The organism is Ferrovibrio terrae (genome assembly GCF_943371255.1).
Classification (GTDB): domain Bacteria; phylum Pseudomonadota; class Alphaproteobacteria; order Ferrovibrionales; family Ferrovibrionaceae; genus Ferrovibrio; species Ferrovibrio terrae_B.
In genome coordinates this window covers 1-20,337 of sequence record NZ_CALRUC010000053.1, presented here as the reverse complement: position 1 = coordinate 20,337, position 20,337 = coordinate 1, and the positions used below count along the sequence as shown (strand labels likewise).

General features: G+C 64.8%; 17 protein-coding genes and 1 pseudogene. 11 read left to right on the top strand and 7 right to left on the bottom strand.

Annotation, left to right across the window (positions count from 1 at the left end):
• Positions 1 to 333, bottom strand: a complete 333-nt coding sequence (locus AAG799_RS12620; protein WP_341896373.1) for a DUF1491 family protein — start codon at positions 331 to 333, stop codon at positions 1 to 3.
• Positions 334 to 472: 139 nt separating this feature from the next.
• Here AAG799_RS12620 and AAG799_RS12615 point away from each other — a divergent pair, with 139 nt between their 5' ends.
• The gene (locus AAG799_RS12615; RefSeq protein ID WP_341896371.1) at positions 473 to 1,147 is read left to right on the top strand and encodes a GntR family transcriptional regulator; all 675 of its coding nucleotides are present in this window, start codon (positions 473 to 475) and stop codon (positions 1,145 to 1,147) included.
• A 31-nt stretch (positions 1,148 to 1,178) separates the two neighbouring features.
• On the opposite strand, the gene AAG799_RS12610 is transcribed toward AAG799_RS12615, so the two are convergent.
• Both AAG799_RS12610 and AAG799_RS12605 read right to left on the bottom strand, forming a co-directional pair.
• A complete protein-coding gene (locus AAG799_RS12610) occupies positions 1,179 to 1,652 on the bottom strand; it encodes a hypothetical protein (RefSeq protein WP_341896369.1) in 474 nt (157 codons plus the stop codon).
• Between the two features lie 64 nt (positions 1,653 to 1,716).
• Complete coding sequence (locus tag AAG799_RS12605; protein ID WP_341896367.1) at positions 1,717 to 2,640, bottom strand: DMT family transporter; 924 nt, start codon at positions 2,638 to 2,640, stop codon at positions 1,717 to 1,719.
• 167 nt (positions 2,641 to 2,807) lie between these two features.
• Here AAG799_RS12605 and msrA point away from each other — a divergent pair, with 167 nt between their 5' ends.
• The 4 genes from msrA (at position 2,808) to AAG799_RS12585 (ending at position 6,297) form a co-directional block, all read left to right on the top strand.
• A complete protein-coding gene (gene msrA / locus AAG799_RS12600; RefSeq protein ID WP_341896365.1) occupies positions 2,808 to 3,470 on the top strand; it encodes a peptide-methionine (S)-S-oxide reductase MsrA in 663 nt (220 codons plus the stop codon).
• A 42-nt stretch (positions 3,471 to 3,512) separates the two neighbouring features.
• Positions 3,513 to 3,980, top strand: a complete 468-nt coding sequence (locus tag AAG799_RS12595) for an Lrp/AsnC family transcriptional regulator (protein ID WP_341896363.1) — start codon at positions 3,513 to 3,515, stop codon at positions 3,978 to 3,980.
• Positions 3,977 to 4,603: a LysE family transporter gene (locus AAG799_RS12590; RefSeq protein ID WP_341896361.1), complete on the top strand. Its 627-nt coding sequence runs from the start codon at positions 3,977 to 3,979 to the stop codon at positions 4,601 to 4,603. Before AAG799_RS12595 ends, AAG799_RS12590 begins: the two co-directional genes overlap by 4 nt.
• An 89-nt stretch (positions 4,604 to 4,692) precedes the next feature.
• Positions 4,693 to 6,297 carry an ABC transporter substrate-binding protein gene (locus tag AAG799_RS12585; protein WP_341896359.1) on the top strand — a complete coding sequence of 535 codons (1,605 nt, stop codon included), beginning with the start codon at positions 4,693 to 4,695 and terminating at the stop codon, positions 6,295 to 6,297.
• A gap of 54 nt (positions 6,298 to 6,351) precedes the next feature.
• Here the strand turns inward: AAG799_RS12585 and AAG799_RS12580 are convergent, their stop codons facing one another.
• Positions 6,352 to 7,122 (bottom strand): NAD kinase, encoded by a 771-nt coding sequence (locus tag AAG799_RS12580; protein ID WP_341896357.1) that lies wholly within the window; start codon positions 7,120 to 7,122, stop codon positions 6,352 to 6,354.
• A gap of 138 nt (positions 7,123 to 7,260) precedes the next feature.
• Between AAG799_RS12580 and AAG799_RS12575 the strand changes: the two genes are divergently transcribed.
• Together AAG799_RS12575 and AAG799_RS12570 are read left to right on the top strand one after the other, a co-directional pair.
• Positions 7,261 to 7,755 carry a molybdopterin-guanine dinucleotide biosynthesis protein A gene (locus tag AAG799_RS12575; RefSeq protein WP_341896355.1) on the top strand — a complete coding sequence of 165 codons (495 nt, stop codon included), beginning with the start codon at positions 7,261 to 7,263 and terminating at the stop codon, positions 7,753 to 7,755.
• 11 nt (positions 7,756 to 7,766) lie between these two features.
• Positions 7,767 to 9,338 carry an ABC transporter substrate-binding protein gene (locus AAG799_RS12570; RefSeq protein ID WP_341896353.1) on the top strand — a complete coding sequence of 524 codons (1,572 nt, stop codon included), beginning with the start codon at positions 7,767 to 7,769 and terminating at the stop codon, positions 9,336 to 9,338.
• Between the two features lie 17 nt (positions 9,339 to 9,355).
• Here AAG799_RS12570 and moaA read toward each other — a convergent pair whose 3' ends face one another.
• The 3 genes from moaA to AAG799_RS12555 form a co-directional block, all read right to left on the bottom strand.
• The gene (gene moaA, locus AAG799_RS12565) at positions 9,356 to 10,348 is read right to left on the bottom strand and encodes a GTP 3',8-cyclase MoaA (RefSeq protein ID WP_341896351.1); all 993 of its coding nucleotides are present in this window, start codon (positions 10,346 to 10,348) and stop codon (positions 9,356 to 9,358) included.
• Between the two features lie 102 nt (positions 10,349 to 10,450).
• Positions 10,451 to 13,147 carry a bifunctional acetate--CoA ligase family protein/GNAT family N-acetyltransferase gene (locus AAG799_RS12560; protein ID WP_341896349.1) on the bottom strand — a complete coding sequence of 899 codons (2,697 nt, stop codon included), beginning with the start codon at positions 13,145 to 13,147 and terminating at the stop codon, positions 10,451 to 10,453.
• A gap of 9 nt (positions 13,148 to 13,156) precedes the next feature.
• A complete protein-coding gene (locus AAG799_RS12555; RefSeq protein ID WP_341896347.1) occupies positions 13,157 to 14,674 on the bottom strand; it encodes an oligosaccharide flippase family protein in 1,518 nt (505 codons plus the stop codon).
• Between the two features lie 133 nt (positions 14,675 to 14,807).
• Between AAG799_RS12555 and AAG799_RS12550 the strand changes: the two genes are divergently transcribed.
• From AAG799_RS12550 to AAG799_RS12535, 4 genes and pseudogenes are all read left to right on the top strand, one after another.
• A complete protein-coding gene (locus AAG799_RS12550) occupies positions 14,808 to 16,463 on the top strand; it encodes a tetratricopeptide repeat protein (protein WP_341896345.1) in 1,656 nt (551 codons plus the stop codon).
• Positions 16,456 to 18,441, top strand: a complete 1,986-nt coding sequence (locus AAG799_RS12545; RefSeq protein ID WP_341896344.1) for a tetratricopeptide repeat protein — start codon at positions 16,456 to 16,458, stop codon at positions 18,439 to 18,441. Before AAG799_RS12550 ends, AAG799_RS12545 begins: the two co-directional genes overlap by 8 nt.
• Entirely contained in the window at positions 18,438 to 19,916 is a 1,479-nt protein-coding gene (locus AAG799_RS12540; protein WP_341896342.1) for a tetratricopeptide repeat protein, read from the top strand. The genes AAG799_RS12545 and AAG799_RS12540 overlap by 4 nt, the downstream gene beginning before the upstream one ends.
• Positions 19,917 to 20,145: 229 nt before the next feature.
• Positions 20,146 to 20,337 (top strand): annotated as a pseudogene (locus AAG799_RS12535) (flagellin); the annotation flags it as partial.

The window sequence follows — 20,337 nt, the reverse complement described above, 5'->3', positions numbered from 1 at the left end:
CTACAGGATCGGCCCGTCGACCAGCACGCGGCCCTTGGGGTCTTCCACTTCGATCACATAAAGGTCCGGGTCGCGTGTGATCGCCTTTGCGATGGCGGATTCGGCATCGGCATCGCTGATGCAGGCGCCACCCAGCCGCAGCCAGGCCGGCCGGCCCTCGGCATCGCGGGCCTGGCCCAGCAGGGTGGCGACCTGCGGCCCCAGCGCGATCTTGAGCAGGATGGTGCCGGCATCCGGATCGCCCTTGCGGCGGATATAGACCGGGATGGCCTCCAGGTCGTAGCGCCGCAGGATCGCCTGCACCACCAGGTTGGACTTCAGCCGTGCTTCCATGATGGCCCCTTGCTCATGGGCCAAAGTGCCCCGGATCGGTGGCGGTCACAATGCCGCCAGCCTGGTGGGGCGAAGCTTATTGCGGCCGTGGCGGCTTGGCGGTCCGGCTGGTAGACTGGGATTCGGTCTGGAGAGCCAGATGAACCAGTTGAAGCCGGAATTCGATCTCGACCTCGCGGGCAAGCAGACGCGGGCGGGCTCTTTGCGCCAGCGCATCGCCGACGAGATCCTGTCCGGCCGCCTGCCACCCGGCGCCCGGCTGGAGGAGCAGGATCTGGCCGACCGTTTCGGTGTGTCGCGCACCCCGGTGCGCGAGGCGCTGAAAGCCCTGGTCGAGACCGGCCTGGTGGAAATCCGCCCGCATCGTGGCGCACTCGTCGCCATTCCCTCGCGCCAGCATATGCATGACCTGTTCGAGGTGATGCGCGAGCTGGAAGCCATCTCGGCACGCTATGCCGCCCAGCGCATGACGGCGGCCGAACGCAAGAAGCTGGAAGAGTTCCACGAACGCACCCGCATCCTGGTGCGCGATGGCGAGATCGATGCCTATGCGCAGATGAATGTGGGCTTCCATACCCTGATCTATGAAGGCACGCACAATACCGCGCTGGTGGAAAACACCATGGCGGTGCGCCAGCGGCTGTCGCCCTTCCGCCGCGCGCAGTTCAGGCTGGTCGGCCGCCTGGCGAGTTCGTTCGCCGAGCATGATGCGGTGGTGCGCGCGATTTTGCAGGGCGATGCAGCAGCGGCCGAGACCGCGATGGCGCATCACATCGGCACGGTGGATACCGTGTCGGAGGAATTTACGCGGTAGAGTACAGTGCGGTCGCCGCTAGGCCGCCGCCCTATTCCTTGCACGCAATCAGCTTCCAGAGACCGACACCGGGATAATCTATATCCTCGATGTCAACGTGATACCGGAAGAATGTATCGAAGCCTTCGATAAACATCCCTTCCGGGGCAAGCTCGTCTGGATTAGGCAAGCCATTTGAAAGTTTGTCTTTATCGTAATGATAAACTCTCAGGCTCGATTTCGGATTTTTTTGCCACAGTGGGGTCAGAATCTCCGCAAAAGTCCCGTTCACGAGAATCCAGCCAAATTCGTAGGTCTTCTGTTTGGAGATTGAGTAAAGCGATACCATAGGCACGGAGGCCCATTCGCCCATAGAACGACCGGCGGTCTTCATGGGAAGGCGAAGTTCCCATCCGGGTGTTTCGGCCATAGTGTAAACGGCCGTTTCTGGTTTGCAGGAAGACTGCGCTGAGGCAGGTAGCGCCGCAGTGCAGATCATGCTGATCGCCCCAAACCACTGGCGCATAAAGGTCAATTCCTCAGAGCGTTTCTAGTTCGGAAATTTGCACCGGATCGCTGAACTGCGCCAGCTATTCCACCGGCACCGTCTTCGCCGCTTCGTCGCGGCCGCGCACATGTTCGCGGTGCAGCACATACAGGCCACTGGCCACCACGATGACGATGCCGGCCCAGGCCAGCAGGTTGGGCATGTCGCCCCAGATCAGGTAGCCGGCCAGCAAAGCCCAGATCAGGCCGGTGTAGCGGAACGGGCCGACCGTGGCGATATCGCCATGGCGGAAGGCATCCACGATCAGCAGATAGCCGATGATCAGGAAGACACCGGCGCAGGCCAGCAAGGTGTATTCACGCCAGCCGATGGCAACCCAGCCCTCGAAGGCGGAGAGCACCAGCGCGCCGCCGGTCACGAAAACCGAATTGGTTGTGGCCACGATCAGGGAGGGAATGTCATGGCCGATGCGCCGCGTGCTGAGATCGCGCGCCACGACGAACACCGTTGAGCAGAGCGCGACCAGCGCATAGGCGTTGAAGCCTTCGGCGCGCGGCTGCACGATCAGCATGATGCCGCCAAAGCCGACCGCCACCGCGGTCCAGCGCCGCCAGCCCACCGGCAGGTGCAGGAATAGCGCCGCCACGGCGGTCATCATCAGCGGCGAACTCATGTTGATCGCGGTGACATTGCCGATCGGCATGTGGAACAGCGCCACGATGAAGAGCAGCGTGGCGATCAGGTCCAGGCAGCTGCGCGTCATCACCGCCGGATTGACCGCGCGGCGCAACTGGCTGGCCTGGCCGGTGGCAAAGACCAACGCCAGCAGCAGCAATGTGGCCATGAAATTGCGCAGGGAGATCAGCTGGCCGGTCGGCATGGCGCTGCTGGCCAGCTTCACCAGGCTGTCATTGGCGACGAAGACGGCCATGCCCAGCATCATCGAGGCGACGCCACGACGGGTGCCGGTGCCGATCAGGCGGGTGTAAAGCGGGAAAGCGGGCACGATGAACTGCGGGTAAGGGGCGAAACGCGGGGTTGTGATTTTGATTTTCTGACCCCGGCACACTACCTTGTATCAAGATCGCCGCAACCAAGAGGCGCCGCAGGGCAGGGCTGCCGGGACTGCAAGCCTGCCCTATATGCGGCCCCACAACAGATCCGGAGGATGCCATGTGGTTCCAGGCCCCACGCCATAAGGTCGAGATGCCGCCCCGCGACCGGGCGCTGCCCGGGCGGGCGACCGCCATGCCGGTGCCGGCCAAGCATTTCGTCAACGGCAACCCGCTGAAGGGGCCGTATCCCGAAGGCATGGAGACCGCCATTTTCGGCCTCGGCTGTTTCTGGGGCGCCGAGCGCAAGTTCTGGCAGGCCGGGCCGGGCGTCTACAGCACCTCGGTGGGCTATATCGCCGGCTATACGCCGAACCCCACCTATGAAGAGGTCTGCAGCGGCCTGACCGGCCATAACGAAGTGGTACAGGTGGTGTTTGATCCGGCGAAGATCAGCTACGCCGCCCTGCTGAAGATCTTCTGGGAAAGCCACGATCCGACCCAGGGCATGCGCCAGGGCAACGATACCGGCACGCAGTACCGCTCCGGCATCTACACCAGCTCGCCGGCGCAGCAGCAGGCGGCCGAGGCGTCGCGCGATGCCTATCAGGTGGCGCTGACCAAAGCGAAGCGGGCCAAGATCACCACCGAGATCATCGCCGCGCCGGCTTTCTATTATGCCGAGGACTATCACCAGCAGTATCTGGCCAAGAATCCCAATGGTTACTGCGGCTTAGGCGGTACCGGTGTGTCCTGCCCGATCGGCCTTGAAGTCGCGCAATAGATTTTCTTGAAATTTCACATTTATTCGGCATAAATTGCCGGTATGGATGAGTTTGACAGGAAAATACTAGAGCATATCCAGGTTTTCGGCCGGTCTTCCTATGGCGAGATCGGCGCCGTCGTCGGCCTGTCGGTCTCGGCGGTCAACGAGCGGCTGAAAAAGCTGGAGAAAAGCGGCGCCATCGCCGGCTGGACGGCGCGGGTCGATCCGCGGGCGGTCGGCAGCCCGGTGCTGGCCTTCGTCTATGTGCTGATCGAGCGGCCCGAGCATGAGGCCGCCTTCCTGGCGCTGGTGCGCGCGGACGCCGCGATCCAGGAATGCCATCATGTCGCCAGCGACTGGTCGTATCTGCTGAAGGTGCGGGCGGCCAGTCTGCTGGACCTGGAAGACCTGGTGGCCCGCCGCATCAAGGCGCTGCCCGGCATCCCGCGCAGCCAGACCATCATCGCGCTCTCCACCGCCAAGGAAACCGCGGCCGTGCCGATCCATACGGCCGCGTCCGTCTCGTGATCGGCGACGGCGAATTCTTCCTGCGCGGCATCCTGCTCGGGCTGGCCGTGGCGGCGCCGGTGGGGCCGATCGGCGTGCTGTGCATCCAGCGCAGCCTGGCCGGCGGTTTCTGGATGGGCTTCAGCGGCGGCATCGGCACGGCGGTGGCCGATGCGCTCTATGCCGCGCTGGCGGCGGCGGGCTTTGCCATGCTGGCCGGCGGGCTGGGCAGCATCGGGCCGGTGCCCGTGCAGCAGATCCTGCAATGGGGCGGCGCGCTGTTCATCGCCTGGCTCGGCTGGCGCACCTTGTCGTCAGCACCGGCAGAAGCCGATGCGGCGCCGCCGATGAGCGGTCGTCCGCTGCGGCTGTTTGCCGTCACCTTCGCGCTCACCATGAGCAACCCGTCGACGATTCTCTCCTTTGCCGCGCTGTTTGCCGGCCTGGGTCTGGCGGCTGAGCCGGGGCTGGCGACGGCGGCCAGCGCGGTTGCCGGGGTTTTCATCGGTTCGCTGCTCTGGTGGGCAATGCTGAGTGGTACGATTGCTGCCCTGCGGCAGCGCGTGGGTATCGGGATGCGCCGCTGGATCAACCGCATCGCCGGCATGGTTCTGATCCTTTTCGCAATCGCACTCGTCGCCTAGCCGCCTCTTGTTTCACCCGGCCTGAATCGGCAATCTGCCTCCCAGTTTTGCGGGCGCATAGACGCGCCCATTGAGGGGAGAACTCTGTGATGACCATGCTTTGGAAAACGCCGCGATGGAAAACGCTGACCGCCGCGGCCCTGCTGTCGGCTGGCGTGTTTGCCCTGCCGATGGTTTCTGTGCAGGCGCAGGAACTGAAGATCGGCATTTCGACCGAGCCGAGCGCGATGGACCCGCACTATCACAATCTCGGTCCGAACAACCAGCTGGCCTTCACGCTGTTCGATACCCTGATCCTCCAGGACGAGACGCAGAAGCTGGTGCCGGGCCTGGCGGAAAGCTGGAAGGCGGTCAGCGACACGGTCTGGGAATTCAAGCTGCGCAAGGGCGTGAAGTTCCATGACGGCGCGCCGTTCACTGCCGCTGACGTGGTGTTCTCGATGGCGCGTCCGGCCAAGGTGCCGAACAGCCCGTCGCCGTTCACGCTGTTCACCCGCAGCTTCTCCGAAGTGAAGGTGATCGACGACTTCACCATCCAGTTCGTCACCAAGGCGCCGGCGCCGCTGCTGCCGACCGACGTGAGCCGCGTCGCCATCATGTCCTCAAAAGCCGCCAAGGCCGATGTGGCCGAAGGCATGACCACCGAGGCGCTGGCCAAGGGCGAAGGCCTGATCGGCACCGGCCCCTACAAGTTCGTGGAATGGACGCGCGGCAACCGCATCGTCTTTGCCGCCAACAAGGATTACTGGGGCGACAAGCCGAAGTGGGAACGGGTGATCTATCGCCCGATGTCGAATGACGCCGCCCGCGTGGCAGCCCTGCTCGCCGGCGATGTCGACATGATCGAGAATCCGCCGCCGGCCGACCTGAAGAAGCTGCGCGAGAATCCGAATGTGAAGATCAGCCAGGCCGTTTCCAACCGCCTGATCTACATCCATCTCGACAGCTTCAGCACGCCGACCACCGTGGGTATTCCCGATGCGGGCGACAAGAACCCGCTGAAGGATGTGCGCGTGCGCAAGGCGCTGTCGATGGCGATCAACCGCGATGCGATCACCAGCCGCATCATGGAAGGCCTGGGCCAGCCGACCGGCGATTTCCTGCCCTCGCCGATGTTCGGTACCCGCAAGGATGCCAAGCCCGATGCCTTCAACGCCGATGCGGCCAAGAAGCTGCTGGCCGAGGCCGGCTATCCGAACGGCTTCTCGATCACGCTGGGCTCGCCCAACAACCGCTACATCAACGATGCAGAAGTGGCGCAGGCGGTGGCGTCGCAGTGGACGCGGATCGGCGTGAAGACCAAGGTGGATGCCACCACGGCCACCGTGTTCTTCAAGAACCGCGACTCCTTCGTCTACTCGGCCTATCTGGCCGGCTGGGGCGCGGGCACCGGTGAAATGTCTGATCCGCTGCGTTCTCTGGTGGCGACGCCGAACCGCGACAAGGGCTTCGGCGGCACCAACAAGGGCCGCTACTCGAACCCGCAGCTCGATGCGATCATCGAGCAGGCGCTCGGCACCGTCGACAATGCCAAGCGCGAAATGCTGCTGCAGCAGGGTTCGAAGATGGCGATGGACGACCAGGCGCTGATCCCGCTGCATATCGAGATCACGCCCTGGGCGACCCGCAAGGGCCTCAGCTACAAGGCGCGTGCCGACCAGTACACGGTTGCCAATGGCGTGTCCCGCGACTGATCGCGGCCGGCCGTCAACCACAAGCGCCGCGGCAGCAATGCCGCGGCGTTTTTTTTATGTCAGAAACTGTTCGTTGAGGATGCGTTCTTCCAGGCTGTGGCCGGCATCGAACAGCAGGGTCAGGCCGATCTCCGGCGCTTCGCGGATTTCGACGCTGGCGACGTCGCGCACCTCGTTGAAATCGGCTGTGGCCGAGACCGGCCGCTTGGCGGTTTCCAGCACCTCGATCTTCACCGTGGCATTGCGCCCCAGCAGGGCGCCGCGCCAGCGCCGCGGTCGAAAGGCACTGATCGGTGTCAGCGCCAGCGCCCCGGCCGAGAGCGGCAAAACCGGGCCATGGGCGGACAGGTTGTAGGCCGTGCTGCCAGCCGGCGTCGCCACCAGGGCACCGTCGCAGACCAGCTCCTCGACGCGCACGCGGCCATCGATCGAGATGCGCAGCTTGGCAGTTTGGCGGGTCTGGCGCAGCAGGGCGACCTCGTTGATCGCCAGCGCCTCGTGGTGCTCGCCGCCCAGGGTGATGGCGCGCATGCGCAGGGGGTGCACGGTGGCAGCCTGGGCTTCGGCCAGCCGTTCGATCAGACTGTCTTCCCGGTATTCGTTCATCAGGAAGCCGAGCGTGCCCTGGTTCATGCCATAGATCGGAATCCGGCTGGTCATATACTGGTGCAGGGTCTGCAGCATGAAGCCGTCGCCGCCCAGGGCCACGATCACTTCGGCCTTTTCCGGCACGGCATCGCCATAACGCGATGCCAGCCGCGCCCGGGCGGCTTCGGCGGTATCGCCTCTGGCCGCAACAAAGGCGATCTTGCTAAAATGCGTCATTGGAAGTCGTGCCCGCCAGACTGGATGAGAATACGTCAGACCTGAATTGCGGCCAGTATAGCCAGTGGGGCCGGAGGCGGACAGCCCCCATGGCCTGCGCGATCATAACGGGCCGGCGCGATAACGAGGGGGAATGGGATGTCGACATCACGAATCATGCTTCACGCCATGCTGATGGCTCTGGGTCTGCTGCTGTTTGCCGGACCGGCGCCGGCGGCGGATACCGACCGTCATGCGGGCTATTACTATCCACCGGTCAGTTCCCGGGAGACCTACAGGGCGCGTGCCGCGGTGATGCCAGAGGCCAGCAGCGACACGCGGCTCGGCTTCGTCACCGCCCTGGCCTATCAGCAGAACGGGCGGGCCTATCCGCCCACCTTCGTGATGTTTGCCAAGGGCGAGGATTTCGAGCGGCTGATCATCGTCGCCATCGGCAGTCATGGTTTCCGCGGCCTCTACCAGGCCCGCGCCATGCTGGCACAGCTGACCAGCATCGCCCGCGGCACCCCGATGTTCCGCGATAATAACCTGCAGGACGTGCTGACCTTTCTCGATCTCGCCCGTATGATGGGATTCGAGGAATTGACCATGTCCGATGGGCAGACATTCGCGCACCGGATCACCCTGAAATAGAGGTTTGCGTGATGGCGATATCGGTCTGGAAGCCGCTGGCGGCGGCGGTGCTGGCTTTGGGTCTGAGCCTGCCGGTGCAGGCGCAGGAGTTGCGGATCGGTCTGTCGGGTGAGCTGAATTCGCTCGACCCGCATTACTTCAACCTGACGATCAACAACCAGATCGCCTATTCGATCTTCGGCACGCTGATCCAGCAGGATGAAACCCAGAAACTGACGCCGGGCCTGGCCGAAAGCTGGAAGACGCTGGACGACACCACCTGGGAATTCCGTCTGCGCAAGGGCGTGCGGTTCCATGACGGCTCGCCCTTCACGGCCGCCGATGTGGTGTTCTCGATGGCGCGCACGGCCAAGGTGCCGAACAGTCCGTCGCCGTTTACGCTGTTCGCGCGCGCTTTCAGCGATGTGAAGGTGATCGACGACCACACCATTCATTTCATCACCCGGGCGCCGGCGCCGCTGCTGCCCAACGATCTCAGCCGCGTTGCCATCATGTCGTCGAAAGCCGCGAAGGCCGATGTCGCCGAGGGCATGACCACCGAGGCGCTCAACAAGGGTGAGGGCCTGGTCGGCACCGGGCCATACAAGTTCGTCGAATGGACGCGCGGCAACCGCCTGGTGCTGGCGGCCAATCCGGATTACTGGGGTGGCAAGCCGGCCTGGAGCCAGGTGATCTACCGGCCGATGTCGAACGATGCCGCCCGCGTGGCAGCGCTGCTGGCCGGCGATGTCGACATGATCGAAAATCCGCCGCCGGCCGACATGAAAAAACTGCGCGAGAATCCGACTGTGAAGATCAGCGACGTGGTGTCGAACCGGCTGATCTATATCTCGCTGGACCAGTCGGAGCCGACCGCCGGCATCCCCGATACCGAGGGCAAGAATCCGCTGCGCGATGTGCGGGTGCGCAAGGCACTGTCGATGGCGATCAATCGCGAGGCGATTGCCAGCCGCATCATGGAAGGCCTGGGCAAGCCGTCTGGCGATTTTCTGCCCAGCCCGATGTTTGGCACCCGCAAGGACGCCAGGCCGGAAGCCTATAACCCGGACGCGGCCAAGAAGCTGCTGGCCGATGCGGGTTACCCGAATGGGTTCACAATCACGCTGGGCTCGCCGAACAACCGCTACATCAACGATTCCGAGGTGGCACAGGCTGTGGCCTCGCAATGGACCCGCATCGGCGTGAAGACCAAGGTGGACGCAGTGAATGCAACGGTGTTCTTCAAGAACCGCGACGAGTTCAAATATTCCGCCGGCCTGGTCGGCTGGGCGGCCGGCACCGGCGAGATGTCGAATCCGCTGCGCTCCATCGTCGCCACGGTCAATCGCGACAAGGGTTTCGGTGCCGCCAACAAGACGCGCTATTCCAATGCCGCGCTGGATGCCGTGATCGAGGAGGCGCTCCACACGGTGGATGCCGGCAAGCGCGAGCTGCTGTTGCAGCAGGGGTCCAAGATGGCGCTGGACGATCAGGCGCTGATCCCGCTGCATATCGAGGTGACCAGCTGGGCCCTGCGCAAGGGCTTCAGCTACAGAGCGCGTGCCGACCAGTACACGCTGGCCAATGGCGTGAGTAAGGACTAATCAGCCGCCAGTCTTGATCAACCGCCCGTCACGCTCATGTGGCGTGGCACGGCGGCGGGCGCCTGGCGGCGGTCGATGATGAAGTCGTGGCCCTTGGGCTTGCGTGCGATGGCTTCGCGGATGGCATCTTCCAGCGGCGCGTCGCTTTCCGACAGGCGCAGCGGTGCGCGCAGGTCGGCGGCATCATTCTGGCCCAGGCACATATACAGCGTGCCGGTGCAGGTGAGCCGCACGCGGTTACAGCTTTCGCAGAAATTATGGGTCAGCGGCGTGATGAAGCCCAGCCGCCGCCCGGTTTCGGCCACGGTGTAATACCGCGCCGGCCCGCCGGTCTTGTAATCGGTCTCTTCCAGGGTCCATTTGCGCTGGATCTGCGCGCGCGCCATCGACAGCGGCATATACTGGTCGAGCCGCGCGGCCTCGCCGATCTCGCCCATCGGCATCACTTCGATGAACACCAGATCAAAGCCCTCGTCGCCGCACCAGGCGATCAGGTCGTTGAATTCCATGTCGTTGACGCCGCGCAAGGCCACGGCATTGATCTTGACCTGCAGCCCGGCCGCCTTGGCGGCCTGCAGCCCGGCGAGCACCTTGTCGAGCTTGCCCCAGCGGGTCAGCTCGGTGAACTTGTCGCTGTCCAGCGTGTCGAGCGAAACGTTGATGCGTTTCACGCCGGCTGCCGCCAGTCCATCGGCATATTTCTCCAGCTGGCTGCCATTGGTTGTCAGCGTCAGTTCGTCCAGCGCGCCGCTCTTCAGGTGGCGGCCCAGATTGTCGATCAGGGTCATGATGCCGCGTCGCACCAGCGGTTCGCCGCCGGTCAGCCGCAATTTGCGCACGCCCATGCGCACGAAGGCCGAGCAGAGTCGGTCGAGTTCTTCCAGGCTCAGCACATCGGCCTTGGGCAGGAAGGTCATGTCTTCCGCCATGCAGTAGACACAGCGGAAATCGCAGCGGTCAGTGACCGACACGCGCAGATAGGAAATCGAACGGCCGAAAGGATCAATCATGGCGGCAAACGGGGCTCCCGGAACCCACCGTCCCGGCACGATTAAGATAGAGAGCGGGGGTGCTTCCGGCAACCCCACCATAAACCGCGATTTAAGCGGTTTTCAGCCCTGCAGCGGCAGGCGGACCTCGACCACGTCGCTGCCCGTGCTGCCGGACCCCACGCGCTGGAAGCCCAGTTCGGCCGCCAGGGTTCGCATCGCCTGGTTTTCGCGCAGGATGTCGCCGACGATCTCGCGGGTGCCGCGCTGGCGGCAGTAGTCGATGATCTTGCGCATCAGCAATTCACCGAGCCCCTGACCCTTCATGTCGGTGCGCACCAGCACGGCGAATTCGGCGCGCAGATTGTCGGGGTCGGTGATCGCGCGCACCACGCCCAGAGTCTCGGCAGGACCGTCAGCATCGGCCGGATTGGGGCGCGTGGCGATGAAGGCCATCTCGCGCTCGTAATCGATCTGGGTGAAGCGTGCCATCTCGCTATGCGGCAGCTGGCGCATCGGCGAGAAGAAGCGCAGGCGAAAGTCCTCGGCCGATACGCGCTGCAGGAAATCCTCATGCGCCGGCTCGTCCTCGGGCCGCACCGGGCGCAGCAGCACGCTTTCGCCGCTGCGCAGCGTGACGGTCTCATCCAGGCCACTGGGATAGGGCCGGATCGCCAGCCGGTCATGGCCGTGCACGGCACTGGGACGGATCACCATGCGTGCATCCAGCGCCACCATGCCCTGATCGTCGGCATAGAGCGGATTGATGTCCAACTCGGCCAGTTCGGCATGGTCGGCGATCATCTGGGCGACGCGGATCAGCAGGGCGGCCAGGGCATCGCGATCCACCGGTGGGAAATCGCGATAGCCGGCCATCAGGCGACTGACCTTGGTGCGGTCGATCAGGTCATGCGCCAGATGCATGTTGAGCGGCGGCAGCGCCACGGCGCGGTCGCCGATCACTTCGACGCCGACGCCGCCCTGGCCGAACATGATGGCCGGGCCGAAGATCGGGTCGGTCAGCGCGCCAACGATCAGTTCATGGGCGCGCGGCCGGCGGATCATCGCCTGGATGGTAAAGCCGTCGATGCGGGCATCGGGCCGGCGGTTGCGCACGCGGGCCAGCATCGCTTCTGCCGCGGTAACCAGTTCTGCCTTGCTGCTCAGGTTCAGCGCGACGCCGCCGACATCGGATTTATGCGTGATGTCAGGCGACAGGATTTTGAGCGCGACCGGATAGCCGATGCGCTGCGCGGCACTCACCGCGGAGGCGGTGTCGATGGCGGCTTCGGTGGGCACCACGGGGATGCCATAGGCGGCAAGAATGCGCTTGCCCTCGATTTCATTCAACATGCTGCGCCCTTCGCGGAGCGCAATCTCGATCACGGTGCGCACGGCGGCGTGATCGGGTGAGAAATTCTCCGGCAGCTCGGCCGGAATTTCCATCAGGTTCTTCATGTTGCGGCGGTAATCCACCATATGCATGAAGGCGCGCGCCGCGGCATCCGGCGTCTCGTAGGACGCCAGGCCCGCTTCGGCAAAGGCGCGCCGCGCGGCCTGCACGGCTTCGCCGCCTGACCAGCAGGTCAGCACATTCTTGGTCGCGCCGCGGGCGGTTTCGATCACGGCCTGTGCCGGCTGCAGCGACGGCACGATGGCGGTGGGGGCATGCATCACCAGCACCGCGTCAACGCCGGGATCGGCCAGCACGATCTTCAGCGCATCGGCATAGCGTTGGCTCGGGGCGTCGCCGATGATATCGACCGGATTGCCATGCGACCAGGTTGACGGCAGCGTGGCATCCAGCGCATCCAGCGTGGCAGCAGAAAGGTCGGCCATGGTGCCGCCGCATTCGATCAGCGTATCCACGGCCATCACGCCGGGGCCGCCGCCATTGGTGACAATGGCGAGCCGTTCGCCGGGCAGGCGGCGGCTGCGCGCCAGTGTCTCGACAGTGTCGAACAGTTCCTCGACACCATTCACGCGCAGGATGCCGGCGCGGCGCAGTGCTGCCGTGTAGACATCGTCGCCGCCGGCCAGCGCGCCGGTATGCGAGGCTGCCGCCTGGGCGGCACGCGCATTGCGGCCGGATTTGACCGCGACGATCGGCTTGTTGCGAGCAGCCGCACGGGCGGCCGACATGAACTTGCGCGCGTTTTTCACCGACTCGATATAGAGCAGGATCGCGCGCGTCTGCGGATCTGTGGCGAGATAGTCGATGATGTCGCCGAAATCGACGTCGGCGGAATCGCCTACCGAGAGGAAATGGCTGAAGCCGACACCATGCTGCCGGGCCCAGTCGAGCACGATGGTGCACAATGCACCTGACTGGCTGACGAAAGCTAACTGGCCCGGTGCGGCATTGGCATGGGCGAAGCTGGCATTCAGCCGCAGGCCCGGAATGATCAGGCCGATTCCGTTCGGCCCCAGGATGCGCAGCAGATACGGTTTGGCGGCATCCAGCATGGCCTGCTGCAGGCTGCGGCCATCGGCCAGCCTCTGCGTCGACAGGCCAGCCGTCAGCACCACGGCCGCGCGGCAGCCCAGTTCGCCCAGCATGGCGATCTGTTCGGGCACGGCGGCCGGCGGCACCACGATGACGGCGAGGTCGGGCACGCCGGGCAGGGCGCGCACGGATGCGTAGCAGGGCAGTTCCTGCAAGCTGCGGTATTTCGGGTTGACCGGCCAGATCGCGCCGTTGAACCCGCCGCGGATCAGATTGTCGAGCACCACGCTGCCGACACGGGCGGGCGTGCCCGAAGCGCCGATCACGGCAACCGATTTGGGCGCGAAGAGTTTATCGAGATTGCGAATCGTCATGCCGCACCACTATAGCCGATCCATGACGTGCACATGACGAAGCAGTCGGAGCGACAGCCAGCCGGCGGCCGCCAGTATAACACCCCACAGCGCCAGGGGCAGGCTGCCGAGCAGCGCAATGGCAGCCGTGGCAACCGCCAGCAGCGCGGCCAGGGCCCAGGCCTCAGGTTGCAGATGCTGCAGGCACTGCCGCCGGGCGGCCACCGCCAGTTGCAGGGTGGCAATCAGGTTGGCGGCGAGCATGGCAAAGGCGGTACCGGTGGCACCGGCCAGGGTCGCGGCCGGCCAGATCATGGCCAGGAACAGCACCAGGGCCAGAAGGCTGTTGGTGGCCGACCAGCCGGTACGGCCGTCGCGCAGCATGCCGGCGGTCAGTGGCGACCGCACCGTCATCACCAGCCGCGACAGCAGCAGCAACGCGAACAGGCCCGCGCTGCCGGGCAGCGGATCGTGCGCCAGCAGCAGGAACAGCGGTTCGCGCAGCGCCAGCAGGATCAGGGCAAAGCCGGCGCCGGCGGCCAGCATCACGCTGCTGATGCGGCCGAGAATCTGCGCCGCATCGGTTTTGCGCAGGGCATGATGCACCAGACCGCCAAAGGCCATCAGGAAGGGTGTTGCCAGCAGGCCCTCGAACAGCATGGTGACGCGGTTGACCACCAGAAACAGGCCGGCCGCCTCGATCGAGACCAGCGCGGCCAGCAGGAAGCGGCAGATCGTATCGAGGGCATAGCGCAGGGTCAGACTGCCCATCATCGGCAGCCCATAGCGCAACAGCCTTTGCGATCGCGCGATGTCGAAGTCGAGAGCCAGTCTTGGCAACAGCAAGACCAGCGCACCAAGGGTGGCGCTGCCTTGGGCGATCAACTGTGCCCCTAGCAGGCCGGGCAGGCCATAGCGCTGCTTCACAACCATCCAGTAGCTGCAGGTCAGCAACAGGGCGAGCTGGGCCACCGCGATCACGCCGGCGAGCTTGACATGGCGCGCGGCGCGCAGCTCGGTCAACAGCACCACCTGTGTCGCGCCGATGAACAGCAGTGGCACCAGCAGCCAGGCCATCGGCAGTGGCACAGCATCGAATTGCGCCATGACGGTGGTGCTGCCAAACAGCCCGGCCAGCAGGATGCCGACCACCAGGCTGCCCGCGCCGCACAGGATCAGGGTGTTGCCGAGCAGCCGCGGGCGCTCTTGCGACGGGATATGGGCATAGTAGTAGAGATAGGAAAATTTCAGGCCGAGCAGGCCCAGGGTCAGGCCCTGCGTCAATGCGGTATCGACCAGGCTGAACAGGCCCAGTTCCGCCGGGCTCAGGCTGGCGGTGATCATGGGCAGCAGCAGGATGCCGCCCAGGCTGAGCAGGCCGAGCGACAGGAAATAGCCGCCGAAGTCGTGCAGCAGGGCATGGGTATAGGCGGCCGGCCCGGCCAGCTGTTCCGGCGCGGTTGTTGTCGAGGCGCTGGAGCCGGTCAGTGCGGAGGGAATCGTCCCTGGGGGAATCGCTTTGGGGGAAGTCGCCTTGGGAAAAATCACATCTGTGCTCCCGGATCGCCGGGGATTACCAATCCATTAACGGTCATGGCATAAGTCTCGGCAGAGTATCATGCAGCCCGACAGGATCGCTCAGAAAATCCGCCAGGCGCTCGGCACGGCCAAGAGGCTCCATGTGAGTGGACATCTTGGCGATGCACAGCGAGCCTGCGAACTCGTGCTCAAACTGGATGCCGGCAATGTCGCGGCCCTGACGCGGCTTGGCCTGATCGCCAGGCAGGACCGGCAGGCCGCAGAGGCTATCGCGTATTTCTCGGCAGCCGTCGCCGCCGCACCGCAGGACGTCTACGCGCTGCAGCTGCTGGCCAGCACTTTGCGCGAGCAGCGGCGTCCGGCCGAAGCCGCCGCTCTGCTGGAGCGGAGTCTGCCCCAGCTGCCGCGCCCCAGTGCGCTTCTTCTGAGTGAACAGGGTCGGTGCCTGCTCGATCTGGGTGAGACTGAAAAGGCGCTGGCCTGTTTCGAGGTTGCCGCCGCCCGTGCGCCGCAGAATGCCGAGATCGCCAGCATGCTGGGCCTGGCGCGGCGTCGCACCGGCGACAAGGCCGGCGCATTGGCCGCGTTCCACACGGCATTGGCACTCAACCCCGATGATGCCGTGGCGATGAACGGCATCGGCAATGACGCGCTGGAACGGGAAGACTTCGCGGCGGCTGCTGACTGGTATCGCCGCGCTATCGCCCAGCGACCGAAGTTTCTCAAGGTACAGAAGAACCTGGCCTACGCGCTCAGCCTTGCCAATGATGTGGCTGGCGCGCGCGCCGCGTTTGAACGCGTGTTCGAGATCCACCGTGATGTGGCCGAAGCGCATATGGACTACGGCCTGTTCCTGCTCTCGATCGGCGACTATGCGCGCGGCTGGCAGGAATACGAGCACCGTTGGCGTTTCGATGGGTTTGGCGAGCAGGATTGGGGCGGCGGTTTGCTGCGCTGGAGCGGTGAGCCGCTGAACGGCCGGCATCTGCTGCTCTGGGGCGAACAGGGCATCGGCGACCATATCCTGTATGGCACGATGCTGCCCGATGCGATCCGCCGTGCCAGAGAAGGTATCGGAGGCGGTGATGTCACGGTCGCCGTCGAAGCTAGGCTGGTGCCGCTGTTTGCACGCTCGCTCGCGCAGACGGGCGCTGCCGTGGTGGAACGCGGTGCCGATGTTGCCGCGGATGTGCAATGCCCGCTTGGCAGTCTGGGGCAATGGCTGCGGCTGAGCCCGGCCGACTGCGGCAGTGGCCGCTATCTGCAGGCCGATGCGACGCGCAGTGTGATGCTGCGCAATCGCTATGCGGCGCTCGGCAAACCGGGCGACCGGCTGGTCGGCCTGTCCTGGCGCAGCGCCAACTGGCATGTCGGCCGTTACAAAAGCCTGGATCTGGAAACGCTGCTGCCGGTGCTGCAGCGGCCGGGCTTTGTCTGGATTTCGCTGCAATATGGCGAGGTCGCGGCCGAGATCGCCGAATTCACCCGGCGGCACGGCATCGCCATCCACCAGGATGCCGAGATCGATGCCATGCGTGACCTCGATGGCCTGGCGGCGCAGATCGCCGCCCTCGATGCCGTGGTCAGCAGCAGCAATTCGACGGTGCATTTCGCCGGCGCGCTTGGAGTGCCCTGCGACATCCTGCTCTCGGCCGGCCGCGGCCGCATGTGGTACTGGCCGCCGCAAGGCGAAACGACGCCGTGGTATGACTCGATCCGTCTGGTGCGGCAGGCGCAGGCCGGCGACTGGGCCTCGGTGCTGCCGCAGCTCAACGCCCTGCTGGATCGCCATGACTGAGCCGAAGCCCGAAACCCCGGTACAATGGCTGCAGGCCGGCGTGCAGGCCCATGAGGCCGGCGACCATGCGCATGCCGCCGCATGTTATCGCATGGTGCTGCAACTGGTGCCGGGTCAGGCCGATGCCCTGCACCTGCTCGGTGTGATCGCCGACCAGCAGGGGCAGCATGCCGAAGCCGCGGCGTTGATCCGCGAGGCCATCGCGCGGGTGCCGCAGGCGGCAGATTTTCACAGCAACCTTGGCATGGCGCTGCTCGGGCAGGGCGACCGGGCGAGCGCCATTGCATCCTATAACACCGCGCTGATCCTGCAGTCCGACCATGCCGGCGCACGCCGTGGCCTGATCGCCGCACTGATGGCGGAACGGCAGATGGCGGAAGCCATCGTGGAGCTTGGCCTGGCTGTGCAGGCCGAGCCGCAGGCCGCCGATCTGCGCGATCTGGCCGGATTGGCCCTGCGTGCCGAGCGGCGTTACGAGGACGCCCTGCTGCATCAGCGCAAGGCCATCGCGCTGGCGCCGGACAATCCGGATATCCGCGAGAACTATGCCGCCACGCTGGCAAGGATACAGCGGCCCGATACGGTGGCCGAGGCGGTGCAGGTGCTCGAAGCGGTGCTGGCGCAGGCACCTGATCGGGTGAGCAGCCTGCTGCTGCTGGGCGTATTGCTGATCAAGCAGCAGCGCGTGGCCGCGGCGCTGGACTGTCTCGACCGGGCGGCAAGGCTTGCGCCCGACCGCATCGAGATTCTGGTCAATCGCGCCATCGCCCTGCAGTTGCTGGATCGCGGCGCCGAGGCGATGCGCGAGATCGACCGCGCCATGATCCTGTCGCCCGATGACGGCATGGTGCTTGCCGGCCGCGGTACCCTGCGCGAACAGCGTGGCGATTATGCGGGGGCACTGGCGGATTACCGCGCCGCCCATGCGGCGCGGAACCGGCGCAGCGATGATGTGCTTGCCGATGTCGACCTCAAGCTCGGCCTGTTGCTGCTGTCGCTTGGCGAACTGGCCGAAGGCTGGCCACTGTATCGTGCGCGGCTGCTCACCGGCACGGTCGATCCGCGCGGCAAGATTTTCCGCGACCGTTTGTCCGACTGGGGCGGGCAGTTGCAACCCGGCCAACGCCTGCTGATCTGGGGCGAACAGGGCATCGGCGACCAGGTGATCTACGCGCAGATGCTGCCTGCGCTGGCTGCACGCGGCGTCGTACCGATCTTTGCCGCCGATGTGCGGCTGGTGCCGCTGCTGCGGCGCTCGTTCCCCGACCTGCATATCGAGGCGATGAATGCCGGCCATGACAAGGACATTGCCGCCATGGCGGATGCGCAGGCCGGCATCGGTGCGCTGGGTGCCGTGCTGCGGCCGACACTGGCGGATTTCCCGCCGGCGCAGGCCTATCTCAAGGCCGATCCGAATCTGGTGGCCGAGTTCCGCGCGCGCTATCGCGCAGAATGCGAGAGATTGGGCAAGCGCCATGTCGTGGGCCTGACCTGGCGCAGCAAGAATGCCATGTTCGGCGATTTCAAATCGGTGCCGCTCGCGGCCTGGGCACCCATCCTCAAGCAATCAGGCATCCAGCAGAAGGATATCCTGTTCGTCGATCTGCAATATGGCGATACGGCTGACGAGCGCGCTGCGGTCAAGCAACAGCTCGGTGTGGAGATCCTGCATGACGCCAGTGTCGACCAGCTGACCGATATCGACCGTTATGCGGCACAGGCAGCGGCGATGGATCTGGTGATCGGCACCAGTAACAGCGGGCTGCATATCGCCGCAGCGCTCGGGCGGCCCTGCTGGGCGCTGGTGCCGGGTGGTGCCGGGCGGCTGTGGTACTGGTTCCTCGAACGCTCGGACAGCCCGTGGTATCCTGCCCTGCGCCTGTTCCGCCAGCCCAATGGCCGCAGTGACGACTGGACGGCCACGATCGCGCAGGTCGCCGATGCATTGCGGCGCTGGCATGGGGAACAGCCGCGATGAGCGAGAGCATCGCGGCCATGCTGCGGCAGGCCGTGGCCCATCATCAGGCGAAAGAGCATGCCGCCGCCCGTGCCGGTTATGAGGCGGTGCTGGCGCGCGAGCCGAAACAGGCTGACGCATTGCATCTGCTTGGCGTGCTGAAGGACCAGACCGGTGATCATGCCGGTGGGCTGGCGCTGATCGAACAGGCGATTGCCGTGCAACCGGACGAGGCCGGCTTCCATGGCAATCTTGCTACGGCATTGCTCGCGTTGGGTCGCAATGATGAAGCGATGGCGGCCTATACCCGCGCGCTGGAACTCGACCCCGATTACGCCGAGGGGCATTACAATCTGGCGAACCTGCTGCGCAGCCATGGCGATCCGGTTGCGGCGCGGCGGCACTTCGAGCGGGCGTTACGCCTGCAGCCGCAGCATGCGCAGGCGCGCAATAACCTGGCCATGCTGCTGTGGGAGGAGCTGGATGATAAAGCCGGTGCGCAGACGCATTTCGACAAGCTGCGTCTGATCGCGCCGCAATGGCCGGTCGCACGCATGAATGAAGGCGTGTTCCGACTGGCCGGTGGCGATTATGCGAATGGCTGGCCTGCCTATGAATGGCGCTGGCGCAATCCCGATTACAAGGAACGCGACTGGGGCCTCGGTCTGCCGCGCTGGACTGGTGAGGCGATGGCCGATGCAGTGTTGCTGCTCTGGGGCGAGCAGGGCGCGGGCGACCAGATTCTCTATGGCACCATGCTGGAGGATGCTCGGCGTCAGAGCGGTGCCCGGCTGGTGATTGCCGTGGAGCCGCGCCTCGTTGCCCTGTTTGCGCGATCCTTCGCCGGCAGTGATGTCACAGTTGTTGCGCGCGGCACCCCGGTTGCCGCCACGGCGCAATGTCCGTTCGGCAGTCTGGGCGCCATCCTGCGCCGGAGCGAAACCGATTTCGCCGGCAAGGGGCGTTACCTGCTGGCCGATGCGCTGCAGCGTGAGCGGCTGCAGAATGAATACCGCCTTATGGCTGGCACGCAGCGACGCGTGATAGGCCTGAGCTGGCGCAGTGGCAATGTCACCATCGGCGCGCACAAAAGCATTCCACTGACGCTTCTGGCGCCGGCCCTGGCGCGGCCGGATGTTTTCTGGGTGTGCCAGCAATATGGCGATGTGACCGAGGAGCTGCACCTGCTGCGCGGGCATGGCGTAGCGATCCACCACGATCCTGCCATCGACAGCATGACGGACCTGGATGCGCTGGCAGCGCAGACGGCGGCCCTGGATGGCCTAGTCAGCGTCAGCACCACGGTGGTGCATATGGCTGGCGCGCTGGGGGTGCCGACCCGGCTGCTGCTGCCACGTGGGCGCGGGCGACTCTGGTACTGGCCTGAGGCAGGCGCGGGGAGTCGCTGGTATGACAGCGTGTCGATCCTGCGACAGGCCCGGCCGGATGACTGGTCGGCGGTGGTTGCGGCCCTGGAACAGGATCCGCCCTCATAATGTGCGAAATGTTGTTATATTTCAGCTATATGACGAGTCATTAACCATAATCCATGCGGGTTTAGTTCGTTAACGACCTGTTAAGGTGTTTGAAAAATAATGACTTTTAGCGATGAACCGGGGCGAGGAAACAGTTTTTCCGATTGACACTTGTTACAGCAATCTGCTTTAACCCCGGTAGTTCTCAAAAGAGAGCACCCATCTGTGATCCTAGAATAGGAGCTTAAAAATGGCTAATTCCGTCAATACCAACGTTGGCGCGCTCGTAGCTTTGTCGTCGCTGCGCAGCACCAACGCTTCTCTCGATGTCACCTCGAAGCGGGTTCAGACCGGCTTCCGTGTTGCCGACGCGTCTGACGACGCTGCGGTGTTCGCGGTTGCGCAGGGCATCCGCGGTAACATCAAGGCTTATGCTTCTGTG

Bases quoted from the DNA above. Each gene is read 5' to 3' on its own strand.
- AAG799_RS12580 (WP_341896357.1), bottom strand. From the start codon at position 7,122: ATGACGCATTTTAGCAAGATCGCCTTTGTTGCGGCCAGAGGCGATACC.
- AAG799_RS12560 (WP_341896349.1), bottom strand. From the start codon at position 13,147: ATGACGATTCGCAATCTCGATAAACTCTTCGCGCCCAAATCGGTTGCC.
- AAG799_RS12615 (WP_341896371.1), top strand. From the start codon at position 473: ATGAACCAGTTGAAGCCGGAATTCGATCTCGACCTCGCGGGCAAGCAG.
- AAG799_RS12595 (WP_341896363.1), top strand. From the start codon at position 3,513: ATGGATGAGTTTGACAGGAAAATACTAGAGCATATCCAGGTTTTCGGC.
- AAG799_RS12610 (WP_341896369.1), bottom strand. From the start codon at position 1,652: ATGCGCCAGTGGTTTGGGGCGATCAGCATGATCTGCACTGCGGCGCTA.
- moaA (WP_341896351.1), bottom strand. From the start codon at position 10,348: ATGATTGATCCTTTCGGCCGTTCGATTTCCTATCTGCGCGTGTCGGTC.
- msrA (WP_341896365.1), top strand. From the start codon at position 2,808: ATGTGGTTCCAGGCCCCACGCCATAAGGTCGAGATGCCGCCCCGCGAC.
- AAG799_RS12540 (WP_341896342.1), top strand. From the start codon at position 18,438: ATGAGCGAGAGCATCGCGGCCATGCTGCGGCAGGCCGTGGCCCATCAT.
- AAG799_RS12575 (WP_341896355.1), top strand. From the start codon at position 7,261: ATGTCGACATCACGAATCATGCTTCACGCCATGCTGATGGCTCTGGGT.
- AAG799_RS12545 (WP_341896344.1), top strand. From the start codon at position 16,456: ATGACTGAGCCGAAGCCCGAAACCCCGGTACAATGGCTGCAGGCCGGC.
- AAG799_RS12620 (WP_341896373.1), bottom strand. From the start codon at position 333: ATGGAAGCACGGCTGAAGTCCAACCTGGTGGTGCAGGCGATCCTGCGG.
- AAG799_RS12570 (WP_341896353.1), top strand. From the start codon at position 7,767: ATGGCGATATCGGTCTGGAAGCCGCTGGCGGCGGCGGTGCTGGCTTTG.
- AAG799_RS12585 (WP_341896359.1), top strand. From the start codon at position 4,693: ATGACCATGCTTTGGAAAACGCCGCGATGGAAAACGCTGACCGCCGCG.